Raw genomic sequence first — 14,701 nt, forward strand, 5'->3', positions numbered from 1 at the left:
TCCGATTTAAAAACATGCAGCAATTCAGAAGTGCTACGGCGGCCTTTACGCGTCTGACAAGACGCGCGGCACTGTGGTCGGGGACGCAAGGGCTTCAAGCCGCCATCTGGCGGCAGCTCTCGGCGCAGCGCCTGCAGGCTTCAACACATTCGTCCACGTCGCCGATGCGCTCACAATCCTCGGCGCATTCGTCGCAGATCTCCGCGCATTCGCGGCACAGATGAACGTGGTGAGGGCTTCCGATCAGCATGAAATGCGCCGTGGTCCGGCAGATCTCGGTGCACGCCATCATCAGCCTGAAATGAGACGGCTCAGTGTGTTTGCCGCCGACTTGAAGGCAATGGTTCATCGCGGTCGACAGACACGCGGAATAGCAGTCCAGACAATTGTCGATGCACGGTTGCATTCTTGGATCGACATGGGTCATCGTCGTCTCCCGCTCCTTTGGGTTGCGGCTATCCAACAGCAATGCCGTGCGATTGTTCCGTGCAAACACCTCGGCGAGGCCACGAACACCCAAGTTCGGATCACGGCTTGCATTTCAGCGGAAAATCCGTATAAGCGCGCTGTTCGAAACACCCGGTCTTCTGGCTGGTGGCTGAACGGAGGGCCGGTTTCCGCGTTGGAAGCCGCCAGGAATGCAAGACATTCCGGCCTCCCGTGTCTCCGCTCTCGACCGTCTCGATACAACACTTTCTTGCCGGCTGCACTGCGGCCATAAGAACAGTCGTTGAGGCTTAGCCGCCGAGGTCCGGGCTGATTAACGCAAGAAAGGCAAGCCACAATGGCTCTTTATGAACACGTATTCCTTGCCCGGCAGGATATCACGCCGCAGCAGGTCGATGCTCTCGTCGAGCAGTACAAGGGCGTCATCGAAGCGAACGGCGGCAAGGTCGGTCGCGTCGAGAACTGGGGCCTGAAGTCCCTCACCTACCGCATCAAGAAGAACCGCAAGGCTCACTACGTCCTGATGGACATCGATGCTCCGGCACCGGCTGTCCACGAGGTTGAGCGCCAGATGCGCATCAACGAAGACGTCCTGCGCTACATGACGATCGCCGTCGAGAAGCACGAGGAAGGCCCGTCCGCGATGATGCAGAAGCGCGATCGTGACGATCGTCCGCGCGGCGAAGGCCGTGGCCCGCGTGAAGGCGGTTTCGACCGTGGCCCGCGTCCGGACCGTGGCGACCGTGAAGACCGTCCGCGCCGTCCGCGTGAAGACCGCGCGTAACCCGAAGCTTAGGAGATAAAGACAATGGCTGAAGTTTCTTCCGCTCCGGTACGCCGTCCGTTCCACCGTCGCCGCAAGACCTGCCCCTTCTCGGGCGCAAATGCTCCGCGGATCGACTACAAGGACGTCCGCCTCCTGCAGCGCTACATTTCCGAGCGCGGCAAGATCGTTCCGTCCCGCATCACGGCCGTTTCCCAGAAGAAGCAGCGCGAACTCGCCCAGGCGATCAAGCGTGCGCGCTTCCTCGGCCTGCTGCCCTACGTCGTTTCGTAAGGCGCTTGACTCTCCGTCAGTCGATTGACTCGACGGAAACTCGTTCCGAGGCAAGGCATTCCGCACCGTGAATGCCTTGCCTCTCTCCCTTCCGCGGTGGGCGCGGATCGGAACCGGCGCATGCGCCAAATCCCATGTTGGGGCCAAAGCTCGACGGCGACCCCTAACTGCGTTTTAAGCAGGACAGCGAACGTGAATATCTGGAACAGGACATCGCTGATCACCGGCGCTCTCGCCGGCATTACCGCCGCCCTTCTGTCTATGGGCGCGAACACGCAGTCGTCCTTTGCGATCGTTCTCTACGCTGCCTCGGCACTACCGATCCTGATTGCCGGCCTCGGATGGGGCAACGCGGCCGCGATCATTGCGATCGTGGTTGCCGGCGCGACCGCCGCCGCGCTCGTTTCCTCCTATTTCGCGCTGCTGATCCTGCTCGTGACGCTGGTTCCCGCCGGCTGGCTCAGTCACCTCGCAAACCTTGCGCGCCCAGCCTCCGAACTCGGCGGCCCCGAGGGCGCGCTTGCCTGGTATCCGCTGTCCGACATCCTCGGCCATCTCGCCGGCCTCGTCACCGTCGGCATGATCATCGTCGGCTACATCGTGGGTTACGATTCCGGCGTCTCGGACCGCATGATCGACATGGTGATCGAGGCGGTAAAGGCGCAGGAGCCGCTCTATAATCCGGACGCCGCCGCAATCGCGCAGATCAAGGCGATGTTCACGCTCGCCCTGCCGCTCGTCCAGGGCGCGATCTGGGTGCTGATGCTCTTTGCCGCTTACTATCTCGCAACGCGGATCGTCCAGTTGTCCGGGGGGTCGCTGCGTCCCCGCGAAGACATTCCGTCGGCGTTGAGGATGCACCGCAACGCCATTTTTGTCTTTCTCGCCGGCCTGATCCTGGCTTTTCTCGGCGGGGCGCCGGCGGCGATCGGCGCCCTCATCTGCGGCACGTTCGGCGCAGGCTTCCTGCTCTCGGGCTTTGCCTCGTTCCATTTCCGCACGCGTGGCAAGTCTTGGCGGCTTCCCGTGCTGTGGATCGCCTACCTGTCGGTTTTCGTCTTCACGATCCCGGCCGTGTTCTTCCTTCTGTCTGGCTTGACCGATACGCGACGCACCATCGCGGTCACGCCGACGGGAAAAAACTGATCAACGAAACAACACTGAACTGAAAGGAATCAAAAATGGAAGTCATTCTCCTCGAACGCATCGCCAAGCTCGGCCAGATGGGCGAAACCGTAAAGGTTCGCGACGGCTTTGCACGCAACTACCTGCTGCCGCTCGGCAAGGCGCTGCGCGCCAACGCCGCCAACAAGGCCCGCTTCGAATCCGAGCGCGCAACCCTCGAAGCCCGCAACCTCGAGCGCAAGTCCGAAGCTCAGCAGATTGCGGACAAGCTGGACGGCAAGTCCTTCATCATCGTCCGCTCCGCCGGCGAAACCGGCCAGCTCTACGGCTCGGTTGCTGCCCGTGACGTCGTCGAGGCGCTTGCCGCCGACGGCTTCAACATCAACCGCAACCAGGTCGACCTCAACCATCCGATCAAGGCGATCGGTGTGCACAAGGTTACGCTGCACCTGCACGCGGAAGTCGAAATCGCCGTTGAAATCAATGTCGCTCGTTCGACCGAAGAAGCCGAGCGCCAGGCCAAGGGCGAAAGCCTGACGTCCGCTGATGCCATCTACGGTGTCGACGAAGACGCCCTGAAGCCGGAAGACTTCTTCAACCCGGAAGCTGAGTTCGAAACCGAAGAAGAATAAGCTTCGCGGCATACCTGAATTGAAGGGCCCGGATCCATCGATCCGGGCCTTTTCATTTTGCGCGTCGCGCTGCGTCGTTCCGCACCAGACTCGCGACCGGCGGTTCATAAAAGACGTTTGAACGCGAATCAGATACCTTTCGCTCGGGTCGCGGCGTCAATCGACGTCATCATTTTTTCGCCATTTGTGACGCTCGCCTGTGGAACAGTCGAACAACGGGCAAAGACCGCGAGCACGATTGCATGGGTTCACGACTGTTGCGCAGCAGCACTTGACCCACAGAACGACAGGCAGCAAATCGGATAGCTCACACGAACTACACGCGGAAATGGAACGATCGATGAACGACGCAGCGCGCAAGCTCGCCCCCTTGGCCAAGGATCAGGCGGATCAGCACTATCGCGAAGCGCCGAACAATCTGGAAGCCGAGCAGGCGCTGCTCGGCGCCATTCTGGTCAACAACGACGCGTTCTACCGGGTATCCGACTTCCTCAAGCCGGTACATCTTTTCGAGCCGCTGCACCGCCGCATCTTCGAGGTGGCCGGCGATATCATCCGCATGGGCAAGACCGCCAACCCGGTCACGATCAAGACCTTCCTCAAGGCGGACGAAAAAGTCGGCGACCTGACCGTTGCCCAATACCTCGCGCGCCTCGCGGCCGAGGCCGTTTCGATCATCAATGCGGAGGACTACGGCCGCGCCATCTACGATCTGGCGCTGCGTCGTTCGCTGATCACGATCGGCGAGGACATGGTCAACATCGCCTATGACGCGCCGCTCGACATGCCGCCGCAGAGCCAGATCGAGGATGCGGAGCGGCGCCTTTTCGAGCTTGCCGAAACAGGACGCTATGACGGCGGCTTCCAGTCGTTCAACGACGCGGTCGCGTTGGCCATCGATATGGCCGGGGCGGCGTTCGAGCGCGACGGCAGCCTCTCCGGCATCTCGACCGGCATTCATTCGCTCGATGCCCGCATGGGCGGTCTGCAGCGTTCGGACTTGATCGTTCTGGCCGGGCGCCCCGGCATGGGCAAGACGTCGCTTGCGACCAACATCGCCTACAATATCGCCGCAGCTTACGAGGGCGAAGTGCAGCCCGACGGATCGATGAAGGCGAAGAACGGCGGCGTCGTCGGTTTCTACTCGCTCGAAATGTCGTCCGAACAGCTCGCCACCCGTATCATCTCCGAGCAGACGGAAGTCTCCTCCTCGAAGATCCGTCGCGGCGACATTTCCGAAGCCGACTTTGAAAAGCTCGTCGCCTGCTCGCAGATGATGCAGAAGGTACCCCTCTACATCGACCAAACGGGTGGCATCTCCATCGCCCAGCTTTCAGCCCGAGCCCGGCGTCTGAAGCGACAGCGGGGCCTCGATTGTCTGGTAGTGGACTATATCCAGCTCATGACCGGTTCGGGGAAATCGAGCGACAATCGCGTGCAGGAAATCACGCAGATCACCACCGGCCTGAAGGCGCTGGGCAAGGAGTTGAACGTGCCGATCATTGCGCTTTCACAGCTCTCGCGCCAAGTGGAAAGCCGTGAAGACAAACGACCACAACTCTCCGACCTTCGTGAATCGGGCTCGATCGAACAGGATGCCGACGTGGTACTCTTCGTGTTCCGCGAGGAATATTATGTGAAGAACCTGGAGCCGCGTGACGAGCTCGACCCGAAATACGAAGAGTGGAAGATGAAGATGGAACAGGTGAAGGGCACGGCCGACGTCATCATCGCCAAGCAGCGTCACGGACCAACTGGTACGGTAAAACTGGCATTTCAGTCGGAATATACCCGCTTCACTGACCTTGCAGACCCCTCGTTCACGCAGTACGAACACTGACAATTGGCTTCACGCCCCGATCAGCGCTCTCGCAACGGCAACGACAAAAACACCGGTTGCCACCGCCGCTAGCAGCGGCAGCCGCGTTGCGGCGAGCGCCGTCGCGAGCGCCGCAAGAGTCTCGGCCGGCCCTGTCACGAGCGCGGTCGGGGCGATGACGGCCATTAGGACAGCCGGCGGTATGGCCTCCAAGGCCCTTCTTTGTTGCGGTCCGATTGTCACGAAACGGATGAGAAGCAAGCCGCTGATACGTGTCAGCACCGTCGCTGCGGCCATGGCAAGAATCGCGAGAGCAGCGCTCGGATCGACTGTCATGCACAGGCCTCCCGGCGCTGATCGGCGACGAGCGCTGCAACGACGCCGGCGGCGGCACCCGCCGCGATATACCAGACGCCGGGTAGCAATTGGTGTGTCAGCACCGCTGCGGCTGCACTTGCCGCAAGCACGACACCGGTCTCCCGCCCTTTCCAGAAACCCATCACCAGAACCACAAAGACGGCGGGAAAGGCAAAATCGAGACCGATTGCCTTCGGGTCACCCAGGAGGGCTCCAGCGATCGATCCGGCGAGGCTCGTCAAAACCCAGATGAAGTAGAAAGGCACCGCGAGCCCGGCATACCAGGCGGCGGACAGGCGCGCGTGCGTCGCCCGAGACTCGGCCATGGCCCAGATTTCATCGGCCAGCAGCAGCATCGCGGCATATTTCGCGGGACCGGAGAAGGCTGGCATCTTCGCGCCGATCGAGGCACTCATCAGCACGTGGCGGATGTTGACGAGCAGCGCCGAAAAACCGAGCGCACCCCAGGATGCCGGATGGGTCCAGATATCCATGGCGACGAACTGCGAACCGCCGGCGAAGACCAAGGCACTCATCAGCGTCACTTCGAGACTGGAAAGACCCTTACTTGCCGCGACCGCGCCGAAGACAAGGCCGATCGGCATGACGGCGACGATGAGCGGCGCCATGGCCCGGACCCCGCCAGCAAACTCTCGGAAAACGTCCTTCGTGTTCACGCTCGTCACTCCGCTTTTCAATTCCATCAAGGCAATAGATGCGAAGAAGCCGCAGCGTCTTGAACGAAAGTGATCAACCGGCTCGGAACGCGCCCGGAGTGACGCCGGTTCTTGCCTTGAAATGCCGGCTGAAGTGCGCCTGATCGGCGAAGCCGCAATGATAGGCGGTATCAACGGCGGACCAGCCCTGCCGCAGCAGTGTCTTTGCTTCGCGGACCCGCTTGTCGGTCAGGAAGGCGTGGGGCGTGATGTGGAATTCCTTGCGGAAAGCGCGGATCAGGTGCGCCCGGCTAAGCCCGGCCACCTTCGCAAGCTCGTCGAGGCCGATGTCGTGGGAATAATTGGCGGTGAGATAATCCCGAGCGCGATGCACGGCTGAAGGTTCGCGCGTCTCCACGGGAAGGATGATCGCGCTGCCGTGCCGCCGGAACAGTTTGGCCAGGAAGCTAAACATTCCTTCGTCCGCCTCCAAGGCGCCCGCATTTCCCTCGAGCGCCCGATGGGCGCGATGAAAGGCGATAGCAAGCTCGGGGTCGCGAAGCAGCAGTCGCGAGAAGCAGGGCGTACCTCTGAAGGCTCGACCGGTGACATCCTCGAGGACGTCGACCAGCATTTCGACGGACGGATAGATCATTCGATAGCGGTAACCATCGAGGCCCGGATGCCCGTCGTGGATCTCGTCCGGATTGATGAGGTAGAGATCGCCGGGCCCCGTCTGCGATCGTTCGCCCTTGATCGTGCTGATCTGCGAGCCCGCCTCGATTGCGCCGATGCTGAACGTGTCATGCGCATGCGGTGCAAACTCATGTGTGATGAAGGTCGCGCTCAGGCATTCCATGCCATTGAACCGCGCATCACGCCAGAAGCGCGTGTGCTCGGCACCCTTGAGCGGCATGGCCTCGATAGCCTGTTCCTGCGAGATCGTCTGCATCGAGCAAATGTTAGCGGCAGCGGAACTGTGCGTCTTGCACAAAAGTGCTCGGGCTCTTCTCCCGCCGGCCGGATGGGGGACCGTTTGCGACCTTCGGCGCCAGGATGTATTGCTGCAACATCAATCACACAGAGCGTCCGGTATGCACATTCCAGAATTCCTCTCCGCCTCCAGCAGGCTCACCATCGACCTCACAGCACTGGCCGACAACTGGCGTGCCATGAACGAGCGCTCCGGCAAGGCTCGCGCGGCCGCCGTGCTCAAGGCGAACGCCTATGGGCTCGGCATCGAGCAGGCGGCCCCCGCCCTTTACGCCGCCGGTGCACGCGACTTCTTCGTCGCCAGCGCGGAGGAAGGAGTGGAGCTTCGCCCGCTGGTCCCCGATGGGCGCATCTACATTCTGGCCGGCATGTGGCCAGGCAACGAGGAGCTCTTCTTCGACAATGACCTCGTGCCGATCATCAACTCGGAGGAGCAACTCGCCGTCTTCATGGCTGCGCTTTCCGAGCACGGCGACCATCCGTGCGTGCTTCACGTCGACACCGGCATGAACCGGCTTGGACTGTCGGTCGAGGAAGCCGTCGCGCTCGCCAACGACCCGGCGCGGCCGGCAAGTTTCTCGCCGGTGCTGATCATGAGCCATCTTGCCTGCGGCGACGATCCGAAGCATCCGATGAACCTCTATCAGCTCGACCGCTTCCGCGAGGTGGCGACCGCCTTCGAGGGCATCCCCGCGAGCTTGGCCAATTCCGGCGGCGTGTTCCTCGGCAAGGACTACCACTTCGACCTTACCCGCCCGGGCATCGCCGTCTATGGCGGCGAAGCAGTGAACGGAGCGGTGAACCCGATGAAGGCGGTGGTGACGGCCGAAGCACGCATCATCCAGGTGCGCACAGTTCCCTCCGGCGCGACGGCAAGCTACGGCGCATCGGCGCGCTTCACCCGTGACAGCCGCATCGCAACGGTCGCGATCGGCTACGCCGACGGATATCACCGTTCGGTTTCCGGCGGCGGTGTGACGCTCAGGCAATCGATGCCGTCGGGCGCCTATGGTTTTCTTCACGGCAGAAGGGTGCCGCATGTCGGCCGGGTAACCATGGACCTCAGCCTGTTCGACGTTACCGACCTGCCGGAAAAGGCCGTCCGCGCCGGCGACTACATCGAGCTATTCGGCCGCAACATCGCGATAGACGACGTCGCGCGCGCCGGCGGAACGATCGGCTACGAGTTGCTGACGAGCCTCGGTCATCGCTATCATCGAACCTATATCGGCGGCGCCTGAGCGCGGAGCGTCGCTGCGTCGACAGTCGGGTCGCCGAAAAACACCCTTTCAAGCCGAATTTCGCGGCATTATGTGATCGCTGGTGGTGATTCTCGAACCACCGCCGTTCGCAGTCTCCCGGAATATCCGAAAGCTAGTCTCGATGGCGAAAGCCCGCACCCAGTTCATCTGCCAGAATTGCGGCACCGTTCACTCCCGCTGGGCGGGCAAGTGCGATGGCTGCGGCGAGTGGAACACGATCATCGAGGACGATCCGACCGCGGGGATCGGCGGCGGTCCGTCGCGCGCGCCGAAGAGGGGACGACCGGGCGCACTCACCACGCTTTCCGGCGAGATCGAAGACGCGCCGCGCATCCAGACGGGGATATCCGAACTCGATCGCGTCACCGGCGGCGGCTTCGTGCGCGGCTCGGCATTGCTCGTCGGCGGCGACCCCGGTATCGGCAAGTCGACCGTGCTGATGCAGGCGGCCGCGGCCCTTTCCCGCCGCAAGCATCGCGTCATCTATGTGTCGGGCGAGGAGGCCATCGCCCAGGTGCGTTTGCGCGCCCAGCGGCTCGGGGCTGCCGACAGCGACGTGCTTCTTGCCGCAGAGACCAATGTCGAGGACATTCTGGCGACCCTTGCCGACGGTAAGCGCCCCGATCTCGTCATCATCGATTCGATCCAGACGCTCTGGAGTGACATCGTCGATTCGGCGCCCGGAACAGTGACCCAGGTGCGCACCGGCGTGCAGGCGATGATCCGCTTTGCCAAACAGACCGGCACGGCGGTCGTGCTCGTCGGCCACGTGACGAAGGAAGGCCAGATCGCCGGCCCACGCGTCGTCGAACACATGGTCGACGCCGTGCTCTATTTCGAAGGGGATCGCGGACATCACTACCGCATTCTCAGAACGGTCAAGAACCGCTTCGGCCCGACTGACGAGATTGGCGTGTTCGAGATGTCGGACAAGGGCTTGCGCGAAGTCGCCAATCCGTCGGAGCTGTTTCTCGGCGAACGCAACGAGAAGTCGCCGGGAGCAGCCGTGTTTGCCGGCATGGAAGGAACCCGGCCGGTGCTGGTGGAGGTGCAGGCGCTCGTCGCGCCGACGTCGCTCGGAACACCGCGCCGTGCGGTCGTCGGCTGGGACTCCGCGCGTCTGTCGATGATCCTCGCGGTGCTTGAAGCCCATTGCGGCGTCCGCCTCGGCCAACATGACGTTTATCTCAACATTGCCGGCGGTTTTCGTATTTCTGAGCCTGCGGCCGACCTCGCGGTTGCTTCCGCGCTGGTTTCGTCGCTGGCCGGGCTTGCCCTTCCGGCCGATTGCGTCTATTTCGGCGAAGTCAGCTTGTCGGGCGCCATCCGGCCGGTTGCGCATACCGCCCAACGTCTTAAGGAAGCCGAGAAGCTCGGTTTCTCCCAGGCCGTATTGCCGTCTGCATCGACCGAACTGCCGAAGAACGGCAACGGCCGGTGGAGCGAGATGGAGAGCCTGCCGGATCTCGTGGCGCGCATCGCCGGATCGCGGAGCGCTCTACGGCAGGCGGAAAGCGAAGACGAATGACCTCGGCGACGATTGGCCGTGGAAAGATGTTCAGAGCGCGTGCGGACAGGACCGACCGCAGCTAAGCTTGGTGTGGCCCGGATCAAGACGGGGTCGGAGTAAGGACAACATGCCCATTACAATTCTCGATGGTATCGTTCTCGGCGTCGCGCTGTTTTCGGCCATCCTCGCCATGGTCCGCGGATTCTCGCGCGAGGTTCTGTCGGTCGCGAGTTGGGTCGGCGCGGCGGCAGCGGCCTATTTCCTCTATCCGTACCTGCTGCCCTATGCCTCGCAATACACGAGCAGCGACACGGTCGCGATGATCGGTTCGGCCGCTGTGGTCTTCCTGGTCGCGCTCATCATCATTTCCTTCATTACGATGCGGATCGCCGATTTCATCATCGACAGCCGCATCGGCGCGCTCGACCGGACGCTCGGCTTTCTCTTCGGTGCCGCCCGCGGCATCCTGCTTGTCGTCGTCGCCATGCTGTTCTTCAACTGGCTGGTCGCGCCGCAACAGCAGCCGATCTGGGTAACCCAGGCGAAGTCGAAGCCGCTGCTTGACAATCTCGGCAACAGGCTGATCGCGCTTTTGCCGGAAGAGGCCGACGCCACAATCCTCGACCGCCTTCGCGGCAAGGATGCGACGGGCGAAGGCGAACCCGAAACCCCTCCGGGCACGACCGAACAGCCCCCCGTCGAGGATGCGCCGACGAACGGCTGAGGCAGACATCAGTTAGTGACAAGGCCCGCTGCGCGGGCTTTGTCCATTTGGAATAACGCTTGCTAGTGTTTTCGGCTAAGATTGCTTGAAGACGGGCAGCCTGATCACGATATGCGCACCGGCATGGAGCAAAGGCGAACTTGTGATGACCGATCTCAGATCCAGTGAAATCCACGACGAACTCGATGGCGACACTCTGCACGAAGAGTGCGGAGTCTTCGGTATTCTCGGGCATCCGGATGCGGCCACCCTGACGGCACTTGGCTTGCACGCGCTCCAGCATCGCGGCCAGGAAGCGGCCGGTATCGTCACCTTCGATGGCAAGCAGTTCTATACCGAAAAGCGTATGGGTCTCGTCGGAGATCACTATACGGACCCCGCAACACTGGCCAAGCTGCCAGGCTATATTTCCATCGGGCATACGCGCTACTCGACGACCGGCGAGGTGGCGCTGCGCAACGTCCAGCCGCTCTTTGCCGAGCTTGAAGTCGGCGGCATCGCTATCGCCCATAACGGCAACTTCACCAATGGGCTGACGCTCCGCCGCCAATTGATTGCAGACGGCGCGATATGTCAGTCGACCTCGGACACCGAAGTCGTCCTTCACCTCATCGCCCGCTCCAAGCAGACCTCCTCCTCCGATCGCTTCATCGACGCCATCCGCCAGATGGAAGGCGGCTATTCAATGCTGGCGATGACGCGCACCAAGCTGATCGCCGCACGCGACCCGATCGGTATCCGCCCCCTCGTCATGGGCGAACTCGACGGCAAGCCGATCTTCTGTTCGGAAACCTGCGCGCTCGACATCATCGGCGCCAAGTACATCCGTGATGTCGAGAACGGCGAAGTGGTCATTTGCGAGATCCAGCCGGACGGCTCGATCTCGATCGACGCACGCAAGCCGGAATCAACGCAGCCTGAAAAACTCTGCCTCTTCGAATATGTCTACTTCGCCCGCCCGGATTCGGTCGTCGGCGGTCGCAGCGTCTATGTGGCGCGCAAGAACATGGGCGTCAATCTCGCCAAGGAAGCGCCCGTCGAGGCGGATGTGGTCGTTCCTGTGCCCGATGGCGGCACTCCGGCCGCGCTCGGCTATGCACAACAGAGTGGCATTCCCTTCGAATACGGCATCATCCGCAATCATTACGTCGGGCGGACCTTCATCGAGCCGACGCAGCAGATCCGCGCCTTCGGCGTCAAGCTGAAGCATTCGGCCAATCGCGCCATGATCGCCGGCAAGCGCGTCGTGCTCGTAGATGATTCCATCGTGCGCGGAACGACGTCGGTCAAGATCGTACAGATGATCCGCGAAGCCGGTGCACGCGAAGTGCATATCCGCGTCGCCAGCCCGATGATCTTCCACCCGGACTTCTACGGAATCGATACGCCGGACCGCGACAAGTTGCTCGCCAACCAGCACGCCGACCTCGCCTCCATGTGCCGATTCATCGGCGCCGACTCGCTTGAATTCCTGTCGATCGATGGGCTTTATCAAGCCGTGGGCGGTGTTGCGCGCGATCCCAAGGCACCGCAATTCACCGATCATTACTTCACCGGTGACTACCCGACCCGCTTGCTCGACCAGGAAGGCGCAAGCAACGTCCGCAAACTCTCGGTTCTCGCCAGCAACGGATAAAGACAACAAAATGACGCCCAATCTGAAAGACCGGGTCGCCCTGGTTACCGGTGCATCGCGCGGTATCGGCTATTTCACCGCCCTCGAACTTGCCAAGGCTGGCGCGCACGTCATCGCCTGCGCACGCACGGTCGGCGGCCTCGAAGAACTGGACGATGCCATCAAGGCGATTGGCGGGTCGGCCACGCTCGTACCCTTCGACCTCGCGGATATGGCAGCGATCGACAAGCTTGGAGGCGCGATCCACGAGCGTTGGGGCAAACTCGATATCCTCGTTGCCAATGCCGGTGTGCTCGGCACGATTTCGCCGATCGGTCATGTCGAGGCCAAGGTGTTCGAAAAGGTGATGACGATCAACGTCACCGCGACCTGGCGGCTGATCCGGTCCGTCGAGCCGTTGCTCGTCAAGTCCGATGCGGGCCGCGCGCTCATTCTCTCCTCCGGCGCTGCGCACAAGTGCAGGCCCTTCTGGGGGCCCTACTCTGCGTCCAAGGCGGCCGTGGAGGCACTGGCACGCACCTGGGCGCACGAAACTCAGCGACTGCCGCTTCGCATTCTCAGCGTCGATCCCGGAGCGACGCGCACCGCAATGCGGGCGCAGGCGATGCCCGGCGAAGATCCGGCAACCCTGCCACATCCATCTGAAGTTGCGGCCGCGCTGATGCCGCTTCTCGGGCCTGACCAGACCGAAACCGGCAAACTTTTCGTCGTCCGCGAAAACAAGATCGTCGACTATCGGATGCCCGAATAATGGGGAATCCTTGTGTTACAGGGGCGTTTCAATGTTTTGAAACGCTCCGGCAATCGAAGCCAAAAATTAAGCCACCACGGTGATCCGCGGTGGCTTTCTTCTTTCATGGCGATGCTTGTGCCTAATCGTTGTCGCCGGGCAGTCCATCGCCTCCCTGCGCCGGATGGGCCGGCCAGTCGCCATATTTGCGCTGCCAGGATCGGGCGCCGAAGGGCAGGCTGATCAGATAGGCGAGCGCCGTCACCACCATCGTTTCCCAGGTATAGGTCATCAGCGTCGCGACGTAGAACACGACAACGAGAATGGCGGGCAGGACGAGATCGCGGCGCAGACGGCTGTTCTCCGACTTGCCGGACCAGACCGGCAGACGGCTGACCAGAAGGAAGGCGATGAGCACCGTATAGGCGGCCGCGATGAGCGCAAACAGCCGCTCCGGCGCAAGGCCGAGCAGGCCGAGATAGACCGGCAACAGCACCAACATGGCCCCCGCCGGCGCCGGAACGCCGACGAAATATTCAGACTGCCAGGATGCCTTGACCTGGCGCTCGGCCATGACGTTGAAGCGCGCCAATCGCAACCCAGTGGCGATGGCGTAGATCAAGGCGGCGATCCAGCCGATCGACCGCGCCTGGTCGAGCACGAAAACATAAAGAACCAGTGCCGGAGCGACGCCGAAATTGATGATGTCCGCAAGCGAATCCATCTGGCCGCCGAAGCTCGATGTCGCCTTGAGCAGGCGGGCGACCCGTCCGTCGATACCGTCGAGGAATGCAGCGAACAGTACCATAGCGACGGCAAGCTCGACGCGGTTCTCGAAGGCAAGCCGGATGCCGGAAAGGCCCGCACAGATCGCCAGCACAGTGATCATGTTGGGGATCATCAGGCGCAGCGGAATTTCGCGCAGACGCGGCCCGCGCGCCTTGTCGTTCGATCCCTCACCCTCCGCTGCCGATTGCATTGCTTCTGTCGGCTTTTCCTGCTGAGGCTCTTCCATGATCGCTCCTTTATGACCGGCGGCTGATGACCGGCCCCTTCGCGGAGCCGAATTCAGCAAGCACCGTTTCGCCGGCGACTGCGGTCTGGCCGAGGCTGACGCGCGGTTCGGCCCCTTCCGGCAGAAATACGTCGAGGCGAGAGCCGAACCGGATGAGACCGAAGCGCTCGCCCGCTTCAAGCGGCGCGTTTTCCGCCGTCCAGCAGAGAATGCGCCGCGCCACCAGCCCGGCAATCTGGACTACACCGATTTCGCCGTGCTTCGTCTCGATGACGAGGCCATTGCGTTCGTTCTCGTGGCTGGCCTTGTCGAGCTCGGCATTTACGAACCTGCCGGCCCGATAGGCGACGCGGCGCACGGACCCGCTCATCGGCGCGCGGTTCACATGGCAGTTGAAGACGTTCATGAAAACCGAAATGCGGAGCATCGGCGTCGATCCCAGGCCTAGTTCATCCGGCGGGGTAACCACTGCAATCGAGGAGACGCGACCGTCAGCCGGGCTGATGACGAGATCGTCGTCGATCGGTGTCATGCGTTCGGGATCGCGGAAGAAATAGGCGCACCAGGCGGTCAACAGGAAGCCGATCCACATCAGCGGCTCCCACAGCAAGCCAAGCACCAGCGACACAACGAAGAAAATCGCGATGAAGCGATAACCTTCCTTGTGCACCGGAACGAGCGTGTTACGCACCGTGTTGACCAAGCTCATGAACTCTACTCCAGATTTGACGTGGAAGG

General features: G+C 62.1%; 16 protein-coding genes. 10 read left to right on the forward strand and 6 right to left on the reverse strand.

Annotated features, from left to right (window positions below; translation table 11 throughout):
- Positions 1-94: 94 nt before the first annotated feature.
- Complete coding sequence (locus ILFOPFJJ_RS09865; RefSeq protein ID WP_173510385.1) at positions 95-427, reverse strand: four-helix bundle copper-binding protein; 333 nt, start codon at positions 425-427, stop codon at positions 95-97.
- 357 nt (positions 428-784) lie between these two features.
- Between ILFOPFJJ_RS09865 and rpsF the strand changes: the two genes are divergently transcribed.
- From rpsF to ILFOPFJJ_RS09890, 5 genes are all read left to right on the forward strand, one after another.
- Positions 785-1,231 (forward strand): 30S ribosomal protein S6, encoded by a 447-nt coding sequence (gene rpsF / locus ILFOPFJJ_RS09870; protein ID WP_034854248.1) that lies wholly within the window; start codon positions 785-787, stop codon positions 1,229-1,231.
- Between the two features lie 24 nt (positions 1,232-1,255).
- Positions 1,256-1,504: a 30S ribosomal protein S18 gene (gene rpsR, locus ILFOPFJJ_RS09875; protein ID WP_012707461.1), complete on the forward strand. Its 249-nt coding sequence runs from the start codon at positions 1,256-1,258 to the stop codon at positions 1,502-1,504.
- Positions 1,505-1,696: 192 nt separating this feature from the next.
- A complete protein-coding gene (locus ILFOPFJJ_RS09880; RefSeq protein ID WP_173510386.1) occupies positions 1,697-2,650 on the forward strand; it encodes a YybS family protein in 954 nt (317 codons plus the stop codon).
- Positions 2,651-2,685: 35 nt separating this feature from the next.
- Entirely contained in the window at positions 2,686-3,261 is a 576-nt protein-coding gene (gene rplI / locus ILFOPFJJ_RS09885; protein WP_173510387.1) for a 50S ribosomal protein L9, read from the forward strand.
- A gap of 340 nt (positions 3,262-3,601) precedes the next feature.
- A complete protein-coding gene (locus tag ILFOPFJJ_RS09890; protein ID WP_173510388.1) occupies positions 3,602-5,101 on the forward strand; it encodes a replicative DNA helicase in 1,500 nt (499 codons plus the stop codon).
- A gap of 9 nt (positions 5,102-5,110) precedes the next feature.
- Here the strand turns inward: ILFOPFJJ_RS09890 and ILFOPFJJ_RS09895 are convergent, their stop codons facing one another.
- The 3 genes from ILFOPFJJ_RS09895 to ILFOPFJJ_RS09905 form a co-directional block, all read right to left on the reverse strand.
- Positions 5,111-5,416: a branched-chain amino acid transport AzlD family protein gene (locus ILFOPFJJ_RS09895; RefSeq protein ID WP_173510389.1), complete on the reverse strand. Its 306-nt coding sequence runs from the start codon at positions 5,414-5,416 to the stop codon at positions 5,111-5,113.
- A complete protein-coding gene (locus tag ILFOPFJJ_RS09900; RefSeq protein ID WP_173511476.1) occupies positions 5,413-6,066 on the reverse strand; it encodes an AzlC family ABC transporter permease in 654 nt (217 codons plus the stop codon). Before ILFOPFJJ_RS09900 ends, ILFOPFJJ_RS09895 begins: the two co-directional genes overlap by 4 nt.
- Before the next feature lie 121 nt (positions 6,067-6,187).
- Entirely contained in the window at positions 6,188-7,045 is an 858-nt protein-coding gene (locus ILFOPFJJ_RS09905; protein ID WP_173510390.1) for an AraC family transcriptional regulator, read from the reverse strand.
- A gap of 142 nt (positions 7,046-7,187) precedes the next feature.
- On the opposite strand from ILFOPFJJ_RS09905, the gene alr reads away from it, so the two are divergent.
- The 5 genes from alr (at position 7,188) to ILFOPFJJ_RS09930 (ending at position 12,969) form a co-directional block, all read left to right on the forward strand.
- Positions 7,188-8,327, forward strand: a complete 1,140-nt coding sequence (gene alr, locus ILFOPFJJ_RS09910) for an alanine racemase (protein ID WP_173510391.1) — start codon at positions 7,188-7,190, stop codon at positions 8,325-8,327.
- Between the two features lie 142 nt (positions 8,328-8,469).
- Positions 8,470-9,876: a DNA repair protein RadA gene (gene radA, locus ILFOPFJJ_RS09915; RefSeq protein WP_173510392.1), complete on the forward strand. Its 1,407-nt coding sequence runs from the start codon at positions 8,470-8,472 to the stop codon at positions 9,874-9,876.
- Between the two features lie 109 nt (positions 9,877-9,985).
- Positions 9,986-10,582, forward strand: coding sequence for a CvpA family protein (locus tag ILFOPFJJ_RS09920; RefSeq protein WP_173510393.1), 597 nt, complete (start codon positions 9,986-9,988; stop codon positions 10,580-10,582).
- Positions 10,583-10,727: 145 nt separating this feature from the next.
- Positions 10,728-12,218 carry an amidophosphoribosyltransferase gene (gene purF, locus ILFOPFJJ_RS09925; protein WP_173510394.1) on the forward strand — a complete coding sequence of 497 codons (1,491 nt, stop codon included), beginning with the start codon at positions 10,728-10,730 and terminating at the stop codon, positions 12,216-12,218.
- A gap of 10 nt (positions 12,219-12,228) precedes the next feature.
- Entirely contained in the window at positions 12,229-12,969 is a 741-nt protein-coding gene (locus tag ILFOPFJJ_RS09930; RefSeq protein WP_173510395.1) for an SDR family NAD(P)-dependent oxidoreductase, read from the forward strand.
- Positions 12,970-13,090: 121 nt separating this feature from the next.
- Here ILFOPFJJ_RS09930 and pssA read toward each other — a convergent pair whose 3' ends face one another.
- Together pssA and ILFOPFJJ_RS09940 are read right to left on the reverse strand one after the other, a co-directional pair.
- On the reverse strand, positions 13,091-13,927 hold the full coding sequence (gene pssA / locus ILFOPFJJ_RS09935) for a CDP-diacylglycerol--serine O-phosphatidyltransferase (RefSeq protein WP_173511477.1): 837 nt from the start codon (positions 13,925-13,927) through the stop codon (positions 13,091-13,093).
- 46 nt (positions 13,928-13,973) lie between these two features.
- Positions 13,974-14,672 carry a phosphatidylserine decarboxylase gene (locus ILFOPFJJ_RS09940; protein ID WP_173510396.1) on the reverse strand — a complete coding sequence of 233 codons (699 nt, stop codon included), beginning with the start codon at positions 14,670-14,672 and terminating at the stop codon, positions 13,974-13,976.
- Between the last annotated feature and the right edge of the window lie 29 nt (positions 14,673-14,701).

This window comes from Sinorhizobium psoraleae, from assembly GCF_013283645.1.
Classification (GTDB): Bacteria; Pseudomonadota; Alphaproteobacteria; order Rhizobiales; family Rhizobiaceae; genus Sinorhizobium; species Sinorhizobium psoraleae.

Excerpts from the sequence above, each read along its gene's own strand:
- ILFOPFJJ_RS09930 (WP_173510395.1), top strand. The coding sequence starts at position 12,229 with ATGACGCCCAATCTGAAAGACCGGGTCGCCCTGGTTACCGGTGCATCG.
- rplI (WP_173510387.1), top strand. The coding sequence starts at position 2,686 with ATGGAAGTCATTCTCCTCGAACGCATCGCCAAGCTCGGCCAGATGGGC.
- rpsF (WP_034854248.1), top strand. The coding sequence starts at position 785 with ATGGCTCTTTATGAACACGTATTCCTTGCCCGGCAGGATATCACGCCG.
- ILFOPFJJ_RS09920 (WP_173510393.1), top strand. The coding sequence starts at position 9,986 with ATGCCCATTACAATTCTCGATGGTATCGTTCTCGGCGTCGCGCTGTTT.
- ILFOPFJJ_RS09905 (WP_173510390.1), bottom strand. The coding sequence starts at position 7,045 with ATGCAGACGATCTCGCAGGAACAGGCTATCGAGGCCATGCCGCTCAAG.
- ILFOPFJJ_RS09865 (WP_173510385.1), bottom strand. The coding sequence starts at position 427 with ATGACCCATGTCGATCCAAGAATGCAACCGTGCATCGACAATTGTCTG.
- ILFOPFJJ_RS09940 (WP_173510396.1), bottom strand. The coding sequence starts at position 14,672 with ATGAGCTTGGTCAACACGGTGCGTAACACGCTCGTTCCGGTGCACAAG.
- rpsR (WP_012707461.1), top strand. The coding sequence starts at position 1,256 with ATGGCTGAAGTTTCTTCCGCTCCGGTACGCCGTCCGTTCCACCGTCGC.
- ILFOPFJJ_RS09890 (WP_173510388.1), top strand. The coding sequence starts at position 3,602 with ATGAACGACGCAGCGCGCAAGCTCGCCCCCTTGGCCAAGGATCAGGCG.
- purF (WP_173510394.1), top strand. The coding sequence starts at position 10,728 with ATGACCGATCTCAGATCCAGTGAAATCCACGACGAACTCGATGGCGAC.
- pssA (WP_173511477.1), bottom strand. The coding sequence starts at position 13,927 with ATGCAATCGGCAGCGGAGGGTGAGGGATCGAACGACAAGGCGCGCGGG.
- ILFOPFJJ_RS09900 (WP_173511476.1), bottom strand. The coding sequence starts at position 6,066 with ATGGCGCCGCTCATCGTCGCCGTCATGCCGATCGGCCTTGTCTTCGGC.
- radA (WP_173510392.1), top strand. The coding sequence starts at position 8,470 with ATGGCGAAAGCCCGCACCCAGTTCATCTGCCAGAATTGCGGCACCGTT.
- alr (WP_173510391.1), top strand. The coding sequence starts at position 7,188 with ATGCACATTCCAGAATTCCTCTCCGCCTCCAGCAGGCTCACCATCGAC.
- ILFOPFJJ_RS09895 (WP_173510389.1), bottom strand. The coding sequence starts at position 5,416 with ATGACAGTCGATCCGAGCGCTGCTCTCGCGATTCTTGCCATGGCCGCA.